This window comes from Streptomyces sp. NPDC005393, from assembly GCF_040606675.1.
In the GTDB taxonomy this organism is placed as follows: Bacteria; Actinomycetota; Actinomycetes; order Streptomycetales; family Streptomycetaceae; genus Streptomyces.
Window position 1 is genome coordinate 1 of record NZ_JBEXFG010000047.1, and the last position, 13,657, is coordinate 13,657.

The following is a 13,657-nucleotide window of genomic DNA, read 5'->3' on the forward strand; positions in this document are numbered from 1 at the left end:
AGGATGTCTTGGAGGACAAACCTCTTCTACAGCAGCTCCGCTGCCTCGTTCACCAGCCTTGACGAACAGTCCCCACGCCTAACTGAACGGCGTTGGGTCTAGACCCCCTTGACCGCGAGCTCGAACCAGACGCCCTTCGCATAGCGCCCCGTCGGGTCGCCGTCCGCCGTGCCCCAGGCGTCGGACAGGGCGGCGACGAGGCCGAGGCCACGGCCGTCCAGGTGGTCGGGGGCGGGGAGACGGGCGGCGGTGGGGAGCGCGGTGCAGGCGTCGTAGACCAGGACGCGCAGGCTGGGCGGCTCGATCAGCACGCGCAGCATCAGGGAGTCGCCCTCGGCGTGCAGATAGGCGTTGGTGGCCAGCTCCGAGGTGCAGACGGTCGCCGCGTCGACCAGCTCCTCCTGGCCGGTGGAGTTGAGCACGCAGGCGACGAAGTCGCGCAGGATCTTGGGTGAGGTGGCCCGGCGGTTGCTCTGGAGGGTGTAGATGTACGGATCTTCCGCGCCGGATCCTGAGGCTGAGGCGGGGGGACGGTCGTCGGACTCGTGGTCGGAATCCATGGGTCAACTCCCTGCGAGGGGGCCACAGTGCGCGTAGCGTTACGCCGATCAACGCTTCGTAGCGGATGCATCACCCACGGTAGGGCAGCGGCGCAAACAACTGCTACGGCCCCGGTGAATTTCCTCGACAATTAGCCCATCAGGGTGAGGACAGGGAGGACCCATGCCGCCCAGGAGCGCCCCGACCGCCCGTCAGCTCCGGCTGGGCACCGAGCTGCGCCGGATGCGCGAGGACGCCGGCCTCAGCATCCAGGAGGCCGCCGACCGCCTCGGCATCAACCGCACCCACATCACCAACCTCGAACTCGCCCGCTTCGGCGTGAGCGAGGAGCGCGTACGGGCGCTCGCCGCCATCTACGCCTGTCCCGACGCCGCCTACGTCGAGGCGCTCGTCGCCATGACCCATGAGCGCAAGGGCGGTTGGTGGGAGGAGTACCGGGGCTTCATCGCCACCGGCGGACTCGACCTCGCCGAGCTGGAGTACTACGCCGCGAGCCTGCGCGTACTCGAAATAATGCATATCCCCGGTCTGCTCCAGACGGAGGAGTACGCCCGCGCCGTGCTGAGCGCGACCGTCCCCCCGTGGTCACCCACCGATCTGCGGCGCCGGCTCTCCCACCGGATGAAGCGCCGCGACATCCTCGACCGGGACGACCCGCCCTCCTGCACCTTCATCATCCACGAGGCCGCGCTGCGCATGCGGTTCGGCACCAACGCGGTGCTGCGCGCGCAGCTGGAGAGCCTGCTGGAGTCCTCCGAGCGGAAGAACGTCACCGTGCGCGTCCTGCCCTTCGCCGCCGGCGGGTTCCATGTGCCGGGGATCTCGGTCACCTACGCCTCCGGCCAGGTCGCCCAGCTCGACACCGCCCAGCTCGACACCGCGCACGGTCCGGTCTTCCTGGACGCGCGGTCCCAGCTCGCCACCCACCGGGGAGTTCTGGAGCGTACGGCCGAGGTGGCGCTCTCGGCCGAAGCGTCGCGTGATTTCATTCGTGACGCCGCTCAACAGAGATGAAAGCGTGGAGATGGTCGAGGTCACCTGGCAGAAATCCTCCTACTCCGGCGGGGGAGACGGAAACTCCTGCATAGAGCTCGCCTCGATAGGCGACGCGATCGCCCTCCGCGAGAGCGATGACCCCGGCACCGTCCTGACCACCACCCCCGCGAAGCTCCAGGCCCTCCTGCACGCCATCAAGGCGGGCGAGTTCGACCACCTCGCAGCGGATGCGAGGCCCTGAGGTCCTACGTCCACGGGACCAGGCGAAGTCCGCCCCGGAGGGGGGCCCGTACCGCCCCAAAAGCGTTACGGTCGGCCGTATGGATCTCGACCGTACGGACCTCGACATCGACGCCTATCTGACCCGTATCGGCTGGTCCGGCGACCGGCCGCCGGAGCCGACCGTGGAGACGCTGCGCGCGGTGCATCTGGCGCATGTGACGTCCATACCGTTCGAGAACCTCCAGCCGCTGCTGGGCTCGGCCCCCTCCCTCGCCCTCCCCGATCTGGAGGCCAAGCTGGTCCGCGGCCGGCGCGGCGGCTACTGCTACGAGCACAACACGCTGCTCGCCGCCGCCCTGCGCGCCCTCGGCTTCGGCATCACCGGCCTGGCCGCCCGCGTCCGGGTCGGTGCCGAGCCCGGTACGGTCCGTCCGCGCACCCATATGCTGCTGCTGGTCGGGATCCCGGGCGAGCCGCAGCGCTATATCGCCGATGTGGGCTTCGGCAGCATCGGCGGTCTCCTGGAGGCCGTTCCGCTCATCACCGACACCGAGCTGCGCGACGGTACCCGCCGCCACCGTTACGTCCGCGAGCCGCACTCCGGCGGTCTGGAGGACCTGTGGGTGTTCCAGGCGCTCCAGGACGGCGTCTGGGAGGACCAGTACGCCTTCACCCGCGAGCCCTTCGACGCGACCGACTACGAGGTCATCAACTGGCACGTGGCCACCAACCCGCGCTCGCCCTTCCAGCACACCCTCCGCGCCCAGCGCACCACCCTCGACCGCCACCTCCAGCTCTCCGCCCGCACCCTCAGCGAGACCCACTCCGACGGCACCCGCAAGGAGCGCGAACTCGCCGGCAACGACGAGGTGCTGCGCGTCCTGGCCGCCGACTTCGGCATCGAGCTGCCCTCGGACACGGAACTCCCGGCTTGACGGCCTACTCGCCGGCCTGCTGGAGGGACTGAAGCTGTGCGACGCCGTCGTCCGAGAGCCTCAGCGCTCCAGCGGCCACGTTCTCGACGAGGTGGTCCGGATTCCCGGTCCCTGGAATGGCCAGCACATGCGGTCCTTGCCGCAGCGTCCACGCCAGCCGGACCTGCGCGGGCGTCACATCGTGTGCGCGTGCGACGGCGAGCACGGTTTCGTGCTCGGCCGCGATCGCCCCTGCCTCGCGCCCGGAACCGGCGACCGCGAAGAACGGAACAAAGGCCACGCCCTGCTCGCCACAGTCCCGCAGGAACTCCTGCTCGCCGGCCGGCGCGCCCACACCGTAGGAGTTCTGCACGCAGACCACTGGCGCGATGGCCTGGGCCTCAGCCAGATGCTCGGACGTGGCATTGGATATGCCCAGGTGACGTATGAGCCCGGCCTCGCGAAGGTCGGCCAGCGCGCCGAAATGATCGGCGATCGAGTCGGCTTTTCGGCTGGGCGGGATACGGAGGTTCACGACGTCCAGGTGGTCACGGCCCAGCTGGCGCAGGTTCTCCTCGACCTGGCCGCGCAACTGGTCCGGTGTGGCCCACCACCACTCGCCCGACGGGTCCCTGCCCGCCCAGACCTTGGTGGCGATGACAAGGTCGTCCGGGTAGGGGGCCAGCGCCCGGTTGATCAGCTCGTTGGCGGACCGCAGCGGCGAGAAGTAGAACGCGGCGGTATCGATGTGGTTGACGCCGAGCTCGATCGCGCGCCGCAGCACGCTGACCGACCGGTCGCGGTCGCTCGGCGTACCGAGGCCGAAGGCGGCGCTGCCCGTCAGGCGCATCGCGCCGAATCCGACGCGGTTGACGGTCAAGTCGCCGAGGTTCCAGGTACCCGCGGCTGCCGCGGTGTTGGTCTCTGTGGTCATGATGAGTCGCACGTCCTCGCAGTCATGGGGCCTAACCGAACCGGGGCATGAAAAAAGCCTTCCCGGCGGAAGTGATTCCGCGCCAAGAAGGCTCACGTGCTCATGGACATGATATCAGGGGCGGATCATGGGCCTACGCGGTGGCGCACGCCTGGGTCGTCTCGTCACCTGGTCCGCACGAAACCCGGGGTAGCCCTATGGGCCGGGTCCCGCCCATGGCACGATCATCCCGCTGATCGGGGCGAGTGGAGGGTGGGCAGGGGCGAATGAGGCATGAGTAAAGACAAGTTGCCCGTGACGGATCAGGAACTGTCGGATCTCGTCACGGACCTTGAGGAGATGCTCAACTACCTTGAGGAGAAGATCGAGAGCCTCGACCACCTGGTGCGGTCGGCCGAGCCCGATCACAAGGGCCCGGCCGCCGCGGCGTACAAGAAGCTTCAGCGTGACGCCTATATGGACGCCGTACGGGTCCGGCAGCTGCTGACCCGTACCGAGGAGGCGACCAAGCAGCGCGGCGAGAGCCTGAGCCCGCGCTATCTGGACCTGCTGCACCGCTTCCAGTCGCTGCAGAAGCCTTCGGAAGAAGACCGGGACGAGGACGGGGACGCCTGACGTTGTGCCCTCAGCCCTCGCTCGCCCCGGAGTCGGCGTCTTCCGGGCGCGCCGGGCTCAGTTCGCGGCTGACGAGACGGTAGTAGTCGATCGCCTTGGCCACGCCCAGCCCCCCGGCCACGGCAAAGGCGATGGCGATGCCCAGCACCATGCTGAAGTTCTCCGCGCCGTTGTCGGAGACGGCCGCGCCCGCGCCCAGGACCAGCCCGAGGCAGCACAGCACGATCGACGGCACCAGCCAGAGAAGGGCGCTGCCGGAGACGCGCCAGTGCGGAAGCGAACCCGGGTCGCGCTCCAGCGCCGCCCAGTCGCGCAGGCGCGCGCCCACGAAGACGTCGCGGCGGATACCGGACGCCACACCCACGCTCGACGGCACCGTCGCCCCCAGCGCCAGCCCCAGGAAGAGCACGCCCAGGATGTGTTCCACGATCTCGCCGGTCACGAGGAACTGAAACCCCGACACCGCCAGCGCCCACCCCAGCGCGAACACCACCGTCAGCAGCCACAGCAGCAGCGCCCGGTGCGGCGCCATGTACCAGCGCGCCAGAACCCCCATCGCCCGCGCCCGGTCGTCGAGCAGCCCGGCACGGTCGGTCCACGGCCGCTGGTCCGGAGCGGGGGGTGGCGGCGGGAGGGCGATTGGCGGGGTCATGACGTCCTTTCTCACGGCACAGCGGTATACGGCCGGGGCAGTCTTTCAGTTCGCTAATTGATGAGGATTCGCAACCAGTGGCTCAAAGGAGGCTGGCGTATCTGCTCAGCCGGAAGAGCGACCGACCGGCCCTTGAGCGCACCGTCAGTACAAGACGGTGCTCCGCGCCAAGGGTGTGCTCCGTGAGATCGCCGGCCGCACGCGCGGTCTCCCAGCCGGACTCATCTTCGCCCCCTGGCAGCAGACCGGCTCCATCGGCTGGGGCGCCGCCGCCATCCTCGGCGCCGCCGCCAGCTATGCCGTCGCCTTCACCTACATGGGCCGCCACCTCGTCGGCAAGGGCATGCCCACGATCTCGCTCTCCGCGGCCCAGCTGGTCGCCGCGGCGGGACTGACCGCGGTGGCACTGCCGGTCGGGGGCCTCGAAAGGGTGCACATGGACACGACGCCCCTGATCGCGGTGGTCGTCCTCGGCGTCCTCTGCACCGGGATCACCTTCCATCTGACCTCTACCGGGTCATCGCGGACGAGGGCGCGACGAATGCCGCCGTGGTCGGGTATCTGCTGCCGGTGGTCTCCGTGCTGCTGGGCGCGATCGTGCTGGCGGAGGAGGTCAGCCCGCGGGTGGCGGTGGGCATGGTCGTCGTCCTCGCCGGGGTCGGCGACGGAAGGGGGCGCAGCCGAGCAAGTCGTCGGCTTCGCCCGCTCCGACCGCCCCTGTCGGCCCGGCCGTTGCGGAGCCGAGGATGTGCGCCGCCGCGATCGGCGACGCACTGTTCGATATGTCGAAAGAAACGTCCTAGCCCTTGGCCGGCGCCCGCCCCACGTTCGACGACACCGCCGCCACCGCCCCCCTCGGCACCAGCCGCGCAAGCCCCGTGAGCGCCTTGTACCGCGGGTCGGGAATGGACAGCGTCTTCCCGCGCCCGAAGTCCTTGAGGGCCGCCGTAACGACCCGATCCGCGTCCAGCCACATCCAACTCGGTACGTTGTCCGGCTTGATCCCGGCCCGCGCATGGAACTCCGTACGGACGAAGCCGGGGCACAGCGCCATCAGCCGCACTCCTTCGCTCGCGAGGTCCTTCGCCGCGCCCTGGGTGAACTGGACGACCCACGCCTTGCTCGCCCCGTACGTCCCACGAGGGAAGAACGCCGCGATCGACGCCACGTTGATCACCCCGCCACGTCCCCGGCTCCGCATCGTCTCGGCCCCCGCGCTGGTCAACCGCAGCACGGTCTCGCAGTGGAGCTTCAGCATGCGCAGCTCATCGGCGACCGGGACTTCCAGAAAGCGGTCACGGTTGCCGAAACCGGCGTTGTTGACGAGCAGATCGATCGGGTGGGTGCGGTCCGCGAGCCGCTTCTCGACCGCGCTGATCCCGTCGTCCTCGGAGAGGTCGGCGACCAGGACATCGGCCTCCACGCCGTGCCGGTCGTGCAGATCGGTCGCCTGCTCCCGCAGCCGCTGCTCGTCGCGGGCGACGAGCACCAGGTTGTGCCCGTCGGCCGCGAGTCGGCTCGCGAAGGCGGCGCCGATGCCCGCCGTGGTTCCGGTAATCAGTGCAGTCGTCATAGGCGCACGTTATCGGCCGTGGCTCGCCTCCGTAGCCGTCGCGGCCGCCCTGGCCTCGTACTTGAGCGCCGCCGCGCGCGCCTCGGGGTGCAGCGCGTCGCCCGCCGCCAGTACGCGCGGCAGCAGGGCACGTTCGGTGGTCTCGGCGCGGAAAAGGAAGGAGACCGTTACCTCGTGGTCGGGCCGGTGAACGATCTCGACGGGGTCGCCGGCGCGGACCTCGCCCGGTTCGAGCACCCGCAGATACGCCCCGGGGACGGCGGCGGCCGTGAACCGCTTGACCCAGCCCTTCTCGTTCAGCCAGCCCGCGAACGTACGGCAGGGGATGCGCGGAGAGGTCACCTCCAGCAGCAGTTCGCGGCCGATCCGCCAGCGCTCCCCGATGCGGGCGCCGTTGACGTCGATACCGGTGGTGGTGAGGTTCTCGCCGAAGACGCCGTTCGCCAGCTCGCGCCCCAACTCGCGCTCCCAGATGTCGAGGTCCTCGCGGGCGTAGACGTAGACGGCCTGGTCGTCGCCGCCGTGGTAGCGGGTCTCGCAGACCATGTCACCGGCGAGGCCGCTCCGGCCCACGCCCTTCGGGCCCGGGGCCGAGACCCGCACCGGGCCGTCGACCGGGCGCTTGTCGATACCGGTGCCGTCGGGGCAGTCGGTGTAGTCGGTGGCCATCGCGCGGCCCAGATTCACGGTGAGCACGGAACGTGAGGAATGCGGCATGGACGAACGGTAGACGAGTGCGATCAAAGCGTCGACGCAATATCGGGGCCCGAACCCAAGGGTCCCTTATGATCGACACATGATCGAGGCCCGTCATCTCAGGGTGCTGCGCGCGGTGGCCGCCACCGGCTCCTTCTCCGCCGCCGCCCGCGACCTGGGCTGCACCCAGCCCGCCGTCAGCCAGCAGATGAAGGCTCTGGAGGCCGCCGCGGGCACCCCACTGCTGGTCCGCACCGGCCGGGAGATGCGGCTCACCGAGGCGGGCCGGGCCCTCACGCGGCACGCCGCCGGGATCCTGGCCGGGCTCACCGCCGCCGAGGAGGAGGTCGCGGCCATCGCCGGGCTGCGGGCGGGGCGGGTACGGCTGGTGTCGTTCCCCAGCGGCAGCTCGACCCTGGTCCCGACGGCCCTCGCCGACATGCGCGCCGCCCACCCCGGCACCCAGATCTCCCTGGTCGAGGCGGAGCCGCCGCGCTCGGTCGAGATGCTGCGCGCGGGCGACTGCGAGATCGCCCTCGCCTTCCGCTACCCCCAGACCGAGGCCGAGTGGGAAGACCTCGTCGTCCGCCCCATCCTCGCCGACCGGCTGGTCGGCGTCGTCCCCGAGGGCCACAAACTGGCGGGCGCCGGAACGGTGGGCATCGCGGACCTGGCCGAGGACCCGTGGATCGCGGGCTGCCTGAGGTGTCGGCGCCATCTGGTGCAGATCTGCGAGTCCGAGGGCTTCACGCCGCGGATCGACTTCGCGACGGACGACTACCCGGCGGTGATCGGCCTGGTGGCGGCCGGTCTGGGGGTCGCGGTGCTCCCGGAACTGGCCCTGGAGTCCGTCCGCGCCAAGGGCGCCACGACGCTGCGGGTGGAACCCCCGGTACGCCGCGAAGTGGTGGCCCTGACCCTCCCGGACCTGGCCCGAGTCTCCGCGGTGGCGGCCACCCTGGACCACCTGGAGCGGGCGGCCGCCCGCTGACGCAATCCGGCCTGTCCGGCGATTGAGGACACGCCCGAAGGGCGTTCCGGCGCGCGGCCGGAGAACCGGCCTCAGACGTACGAAAACCCCCGACCGGCTAACGGTCGCGGTCGGTGACGGAACGTTTCTTCAGTTGGGCGGGACAGGGCTCCGGTCAGGATCCCGGCGCCCCCGACGTGGCGACCGCGCGATGGCGCGCCCGTCCCATGAGCTCCTCGCGCTCGTCCTCGGTCAGTCCGCCCCACACGCCGTACGGCTCACGTACGGCGAGTGCGTGAGCCGCGCATTGCGCCCGGACCGGGCACCGCATGCACACCTCTTTCGCCGACATCTCGCGCGCGGTGCGGGCGGCGCCGCGCTCTCCCTCCGGGTGGAAGAAGAGCGAGCTGTCGACCCCGCGACACGCGGCCAGGAGCTGCCAGTCCCACAGGTCGGCGTTCGGACCGGGAAGACGGGAGAAATCTGCCATTGCCTTATCTCCTCGAAGCGATCGGCTGCGGACGCTGCGTCCTGGGTCGTACACCTACCGGGTAAGCAGATGAAAATATGACTCATTGCGAATCTAGCCACAGAGACCCGCAAATTGGAAGCAATGTCGCCAAATGCCACCGAAGGGGATATGGGGCCGAGGAGCGGTGCAGCGGCGCGACCTGCGCGATGAGCGGCTCCGTGTCCGCCCCCTCACGTAGAGTGTCGAAGGTGGCCGCCGAACCCCGTAACTCTTTCGGGTGACCGTCGTTGAGAGTGCGGAGGCGGTTGATGGGTAAAGCTCTCGGACAGATATCCGGGGCTGTCGATCGCACAGGTGACGATATGTACCAGCCTGGAGGCTCAAGGTGACGCGCATCAGCTGCGGAGGGCGGCCATGACATCCGTCCTCGTCTGCGACGACTCCCCGCTTGCCCGAGAGGCGCTGCGCCGCGCGGTGGCGACCGTGCCCGGCGTCGAGCGAGTGACGACGGCGGCCAACGGCGAGGAAGTCCTCCGCCGCTGGGGCGCCGACCGTTCGGATCTGATTCTGATGGACGTACGGATGCCCGGTCTCGGCGGAGTCGAGACCGTGCGGCGGCTGCTCTCCGCCGACCCCGGCGCCCGGATCATCATGCTCACGGTCGCCGAGGACCTCGACGGGGTCGCGCTGGCGGTGGCCGCGGGTGCCCGCGGCTATCTGCACAAGGACGCCTCGCGCGCCGAGCTGCGCGCCACGGTGACGCAGGCGCTCGCCGACCCCACGTGGCGGCTGGCCCCGCGCCGGCTGCGCTCGGCCGAGATGGGCGCGGCGCCCACGCTCACCGCGCGGGAGATCCAGGTGCTGGAGGGCATGAGCCACGGCCGGTCGAATGCGGAGATCGGCCGTGAGCTGTTCCTGTCCGAGGACACGGTCAAGACGCACGCGCGCCGGCTGTTCAAGAAGCTCGGCGCTTCGGACCGGGCGCATGCGGTGGCCCTCGGGTTCCGCTGGGGTCTGGTCCGCTGACCGCGGGCCGACCGTTCTGACGTGCTGCGCAGCGGGGGCGCGAAGGTCCCCGCCCGTCGGGTGGCGGGCGGGGCGAGCGCGTGCGCGGCGAGCGCCGGCGCAGTGGCTTGTATCGGTTCCCCGCGCGATGCCGCATCCTTGAAGGTGTGGAGTTCCTCGGGGACGAGTCGGTCGGGCGTGAGGGGAGAGCGCAGGACGTGACGACTACCGGCGCACCTGCTCATAACGCTTCAGCGCACAACTATGGACGCGGTGCCACGGAGCCACCGAGCCCAAGGCACCATGGACGGATGCGTGACGACGAGAGCCCAGGGGCCCCCAAGGGCGGTACCCCCGGGGCCACAGGGGCGATCGGCGCCCTCGTCGGGCGCGCCGTCGAGGGAGACAAGCGAGCCACCCACGAGCTGCTGGCCCATGTCCATCCGCTGGCCCTGCGCTACTGCCGTACGAGACTGTCCCGGCTTCCGGGGGATGCCCGCCACTTCGTGGACGACCTGGCACAGGAGGTCTGTCTCGCGGTGCTGTGCGCGCTGCCGCGCTACCGCGACACCGGGAAGCCCTTCGAGGCGTTCGTCGTGGCCATCGCCGCGCACAAGGTCGCCGATCTGCAGCGGGCCGCCATGCGCCACCCCGGCTCCACGGCCTTCCCCTCGGACGAGATGCCGGAGCAGCCGGACGATTCCCTGGGCCCCGAGGAGCGGGCGCTGTTGAGCAGCGACGCGGAGTGGGCCAAGAAGCTCCTGGCCAACCTTCCGGAGAACCAGCGCGAGCTGGTGCTGCTGCGGGTCGCGGTCGGGCTGACGGCGGAGGAGACCGGGCAGATGCTCGGCATGTCGCCCGGAGCGGTGCGGGTCGCCCAGCACCGGGCCCTGAGCAGGCTGCGCGCCCTCGCCGAGCAGTAGGCGAGCCCCGGCCAGTACGGTCTTTATCAGGCGGCTGAGGAGTTATCCACAGGGCGGAATGGGGCACCCGGGATGGCCGTTAGCATGGGAGTCCGCGCTGGGGCAAGACCATGGAAAGGGTGTCATGACTGACAACGTCGACGGAGTGCCTGAGAAGTTCGCCATGCTCGGGCTGACGTACGACGACGTGCTGCTGCTGCCGGGCGCCTCCGAGGTGCTGCCGAATGCGGTCGACACCTCGTCCAGGGTCTCTCGGAATGTGCGCGTGAATGTGCCGCTGCTGTCCGCCGCCATGGACAAGGTCACCGAGTCCCGGATGGCCATCGCCATGGCCCGGCAGGGCGGCGCGGGCGTGCTGCACCGCAATCTGTCCATCGAGGACCAGGCCAACCAGGTCGATCTGGTCAAGCGCTCCGAGTCCGGCATGGTCACCGACCCGATCACGGTCCGGCCGGACGCCACGCTGCACGAGGCGGACGCGCTGTGCGCGAAGTTCCGCATCAGCGGCGTCCCGGTGACGGACGCGGCGGGCAAGCTGCTCGGCATCGTCACCAACCGTGACATGGCCTTCGAGGTGGACCGGGGCCGTCAGGTCCGCGAGGTCATGACCCCGATGCCACTGGTCACCGGCAAGGTGGGGATCTCCGGCGAGGACGCGATGCAGCTGCTGCGCCGCCACAAGATCGAGAAGCTGCCGCTGGTCGACGACGCGGGTGTGCTCAAGGGCCTGATCACGGTCAAGGACTTCGTGAAGGCCGAGAAGTATCCGTACGCGGCCAAGGACGCCGAGGGCCGGCTGATCGTGGGCGCGGCCGTCGGCGTCGGCGACGAGGCGTACGAGCGGGCGCAGGCGCTCGTCGAGGCCGGGGCCGACTTCCTGGTGGTGGACAGCGCGCATGGCCACAGCCGGGGCATCCTCGACATGATCGCCAAGGTGAAGTCGAACATCGCGGTCGATGTGGTGGGCGGCAATGTCGCGACCCGGGACGGCGCCCAGGCGTTGATCGACGCCGGGGTGGACGGGGTGAAGGTCGGCGTCGGTCCGGGCTCCATCTGTACCACCCGCGTGGTCGCCGGCATCGGTGTGCCGCAGGTGACAGCGATCTACGAGGCCGCGCGCGCGTGCCACGCGGCCGGGGTGCCGCTGATCGGCGACGGCGGTCTGCAGTACTCGGGCGATATCGCGAAGGCGATCGCGGCCGGTGCGGACACGGTGATGCTGGGCAGCCTGCTCGCCGGGTGCGAGGAGTCGCCGGGCGAGATGGTCTTCATCAACGGCAAGCAGTTCAAGTCGTACCGGGGCATGGGTTCGCTGGGCGCGATGCAGTCGCGCGGCCAGGCCCGCTCGTACTCCAAGGACCGCTACTTCCAGGACAACGTGCTCTCCGAGGACAAGCTGGTCCCCGAGGGCATCGAGGGCCAGGTGCCCTACCGGGGCCCGCTGGCCTCGGTCGCGCACCAGCTCGTGGGCGGTCTGCGGGCGTCGATGGGCTATGTCGGCTCGGCGAACGTGGCGGAGCTGAAGGAGAAGGGCCGCTTTGTGCGGATCACCGCGGCGGGCCTCAAGGAGAGCCACCCGCACGACATCCAGATGACCACCGAGGCCCCCAACTACTCCGGCCGCTAGGAGTCACGCCGCCGGACGGAGGCGACGCGGAAATGGTGTCGGCGACCGACGACCACGCAGAGCTCGGGGCACCTCCCAGTGGTAGCTGGGAGGGTGCCGGGCCCGGCGCGAGGCGACGCGGGATGCCGGCGACCCGACCGCCACGCAGCGAGCCCGGGGCACCTCCCAGCGGTAGCTGGGGGAGTGCCGCGCTCGCGGGCCCGGCGCGACCCGGCAGGGGCCCCTGCCCGGCAGGGGCCGGGCAGGGGCCCGTGCCCGGCAGGGATACTGGGACGGCTGTAGTGAACAGGGAAAGGCACCCACGTGACTGAGATCGAGATCGGGCGCGGCAAGCGCGGCCGCAGGGCGTACGCGTTCGACGACATCGCCATCGTGCCGAGTCGTCGCACCCGGGACCCCAAGGAGGTCTCGATCGCCTGGCAGATCGACGCCTACCGCTTCGAGTTGCCGTTCCTGGCCGCGCCGATGGACTCGGTGGTCTCGCCGCAGACCGCGATCCGCATCGGTGAGCTCGGCGGGCTCGGCGTGCTCAACCTTGAGGGGCTCTGGACCCGGTACGAGGACCCCGAGCCGCTGCTCGCGGAGATCGCCGAGCTGGACGAGCGCACGGCGACCACGCGGATGCAGGAGATCTACGCCGAGCCGATCAAGGAGGAGCTGATCGGCCAGCGTCTGAAGGAGGTGCGCGACTCGGGCGTGGTGACCGCCGCCGCCCTGTCGCCGCAGCGCACGGCGCAGTTCTCCAAGGCCGTGGTGGACGCCGGGGTCGACATCTTCGTGATCCGGGGCACGACGGTCTCCGCCGAGCATGTCTCGGGCGCCGCCGAGCCGCTGAACCTCAAGCAGTTCATCTATGAGCTGGATGTGCCGGTGATCGTGGGCGGCTGCGCCACCTACACCGCCGCGCTGCATCTGATGCGCACGGGCGCGGCCGGTGTGCTGGTCGGGTTCGGCGGCGGCGCCGCCCACACCACCCGTAATGTGCTGGGCATCCAGGTGCCGATGGCGACCGCGGTCGCCGATGTCGCCGCCGCCCGGCGGGACTACATGGACGAGTCCGGCGGCCGCTATGTGCATGTGATCGCCGACGGCGGCGTCGGCTGGAGCGGCGATCTGCCGAAGGCGATCGCCTGCGGCGCGGACTCCGTGATGATCGGCTCGCCGCTGGCACGCGCCACGGACGCACCGGGCCGGGGTCACCACTGGGGTATGGAGGCCGTGCACGACGAGGTGCCGCGCGGCAAGCGGATGAACCTGGGCGCGGTGGGCACCACGGAGGAGATCCTGCTGGGCCCCTCGCACACCCCCGACGGTTCGATGAACTTCTTCGGTGCGCTGCGCCGCGCGATGGCCACGACCGGCTACTCGGAGCTGAAGGAGTTCCAGCGCGTCGAGGTGACGGTCGCCCCGTCGCAGCACGACAAGCCCTGACCTCGGGTATTGAGGGCACAAGGGGAATGCCCCGACCGCGCCGCGGTCGGGGCATTCCCCCCTTGG

At 70.3% G+C, this 13,657-nt stretch carries 15 protein-coding genes and 1 pseudogene; 10 read left to right on the forward strand and 6 right to left on the reverse strand.

Annotated features, from left to right (window positions below; all coding sequences use genetic code 11):
* Nucleotides 1-98: 98 nt before the first annotated feature.
* Nucleotides 99-560: an ATP-binding protein gene (locus ABZS71_RS28845; RefSeq protein ID WP_356214797.1), complete on the reverse strand. Its 462-nt coding sequence runs from the start codon at nucleotides 558-560 to the stop codon at nucleotides 99-101.
* 163 nt (nucleotides 561-723) lie between these two features.
* Here ABZS71_RS28845 and ABZS71_RS28850 point away from each other — a divergent pair, with 163 nt between their 5' ends.
* The 3 genes from ABZS71_RS28850 (at nucleotide 724) to ABZS71_RS28860 (ending at nucleotide 2,714) form a co-directional block, all read left to right on the forward strand.
* On the forward strand, nucleotides 724-1,575 hold the full coding sequence (locus ABZS71_RS28850; protein WP_355856029.1) for a Scr1 family TA system antitoxin-like transcriptional regulator: 852 nt from the start codon (nucleotides 724-726) through the stop codon (nucleotides 1,573-1,575).
* A gap of 10 nt (nucleotides 1,576-1,585) precedes the next feature.
* Nucleotides 1,586-1,798, forward strand: coding sequence for a DUF397 domain-containing protein (locus ABZS71_RS28855; protein WP_355856112.1), 213 nt, complete (start codon nucleotides 1,586-1,588; stop codon nucleotides 1,796-1,798).
* Between the two features lie 79 nt (nucleotides 1,799-1,877).
* Nucleotides 1,878-2,714: an arylamine N-acetyltransferase gene (locus ABZS71_RS28860; protein WP_356214799.1), complete on the forward strand. Its 837-nt coding sequence runs from the start codon at nucleotides 1,878-1,880 to the stop codon at nucleotides 2,712-2,714.
* 4 nt (nucleotides 2,715-2,718) lie between these two features.
* On the opposite strand, the gene ABZS71_RS28865 is transcribed toward ABZS71_RS28860, so the two are convergent.
* A complete protein-coding gene (locus ABZS71_RS28865; protein WP_356214801.1) occupies nucleotides 2,719-3,627 on the reverse strand; it encodes an oxidoreductase in 909 nt (302 codons plus the stop codon).
* Between the two features lie 273 nt (nucleotides 3,628-3,900).
* Here ABZS71_RS28865 and ABZS71_RS28870 point away from each other — a divergent pair, with 273 nt between their 5' ends.
* A complete protein-coding gene (locus tag ABZS71_RS28870) occupies nucleotides 3,901-4,242 on the forward strand; it encodes a hypothetical protein (protein WP_355856035.1) in 342 nt (113 codons plus the stop codon).
* 10 nt (nucleotides 4,243-4,252) lie between these two features.
* On the opposite strand, the gene ABZS71_RS28875 is transcribed toward ABZS71_RS28870, so the two are convergent.
* Complete coding sequence (locus ABZS71_RS28875; protein WP_355856038.1) at nucleotides 4,253-4,894, reverse strand: hypothetical protein; 642 nt, start codon at nucleotides 4,892-4,894, stop codon at nucleotides 4,253-4,255.
* Nucleotides 4,895-5,114: 220 nt separating this feature from the next.
* Between ABZS71_RS28875 and ABZS71_RS28880 the strand changes: the two are divergent.
* Nucleotides 5,115-5,554: pseudogene (locus ABZS71_RS28880) on the forward strand (DMT family transporter); the annotation flags it as partial.
* A 139-nt stretch (nucleotides 5,555-5,693) separates the two neighbouring features.
* Here the strand turns inward: ABZS71_RS28880 and ABZS71_RS28885 are convergent.
* Both ABZS71_RS28885 and ABZS71_RS28890 read right to left on the reverse strand, forming a co-directional pair.
* Nucleotides 5,694-6,467: an SDR family oxidoreductase gene (locus tag ABZS71_RS28885; RefSeq protein WP_355856044.1), complete on the reverse strand. Its 774-nt coding sequence runs from the start codon at nucleotides 6,465-6,467 to the stop codon at nucleotides 5,694-5,696.
* Between the two features lie 9 nt (nucleotides 6,468-6,476).
* The gene (locus ABZS71_RS28890) at nucleotides 6,477-7,184 is read right to left on the reverse strand and encodes an MOSC domain-containing protein (RefSeq protein WP_356214803.1); all 708 of its coding nucleotides are present in this window, start codon (nucleotides 7,182-7,184) and stop codon (nucleotides 6,477-6,479) included.
* Nucleotides 7,185-7,263: 79 nt separating this feature from the next.
* Between ABZS71_RS28890 and ABZS71_RS28895 the strand changes: the two genes are divergently transcribed.
* Complete coding sequence (locus ABZS71_RS28895; protein WP_356214805.1) at nucleotides 7,264-8,154, forward strand: LysR family transcriptional regulator; 891 nt, start codon at nucleotides 7,264-7,266, stop codon at nucleotides 8,152-8,154.
* 154 nt (nucleotides 8,155-8,308) lie between these two features.
* On the opposite strand, the gene ABZS71_RS28900 is transcribed toward ABZS71_RS28895, so the two are convergent.
* Nucleotides 8,309-8,623: a WhiB family transcriptional regulator gene (locus ABZS71_RS28900; protein ID WP_355856053.1), complete on the reverse strand. Its 315-nt coding sequence runs from the start codon at nucleotides 8,621-8,623 to the stop codon at nucleotides 8,309-8,311.
* 396 nt (nucleotides 8,624-9,019) lie between these two features.
* Here ABZS71_RS28900 and ABZS71_RS28905 point away from each other — a divergent pair, with 396 nt between their 5' ends.
* The 4 genes from ABZS71_RS28905 (at nucleotide 9,020) to ABZS71_RS28920 (ending at nucleotide 13,591) form a co-directional block, all read left to right on the forward strand.
* Complete coding sequence (locus ABZS71_RS28905; protein ID WP_003948568.1) at nucleotides 9,020-9,631, forward strand: response regulator transcription factor; 612 nt, start codon at nucleotides 9,020-9,022, stop codon at nucleotides 9,629-9,631.
* A gap of 290 nt (nucleotides 9,632-9,921) precedes the next feature.
* A complete protein-coding gene (locus ABZS71_RS28910) occupies nucleotides 9,922-10,533 on the forward strand; it encodes a sigma-70 family RNA polymerase sigma factor (protein WP_356214807.1) in 612 nt (203 codons plus the stop codon).
* Nucleotides 10,534-10,657: 124 nt separating this feature from the next.
* On the forward strand, nucleotides 10,658-12,160 hold the full coding sequence (gene guaB, locus ABZS71_RS28915) for an IMP dehydrogenase (protein ID WP_356214809.1): 1,503 nt from the start codon (nucleotides 10,658-10,660) through the stop codon (nucleotides 12,158-12,160).
* A 303-nt stretch (nucleotides 12,161-12,463) separates the two neighbouring features.
* Nucleotides 12,464-13,591, forward strand: coding sequence for a GuaB3 family IMP dehydrogenase-related protein (locus ABZS71_RS28920; RefSeq protein ID WP_355856062.1), 1,128 nt, complete (start codon nucleotides 12,464-12,466; stop codon nucleotides 13,589-13,591).
* Nucleotides 13,592-13,657 lie beyond the last annotated feature (66 nt).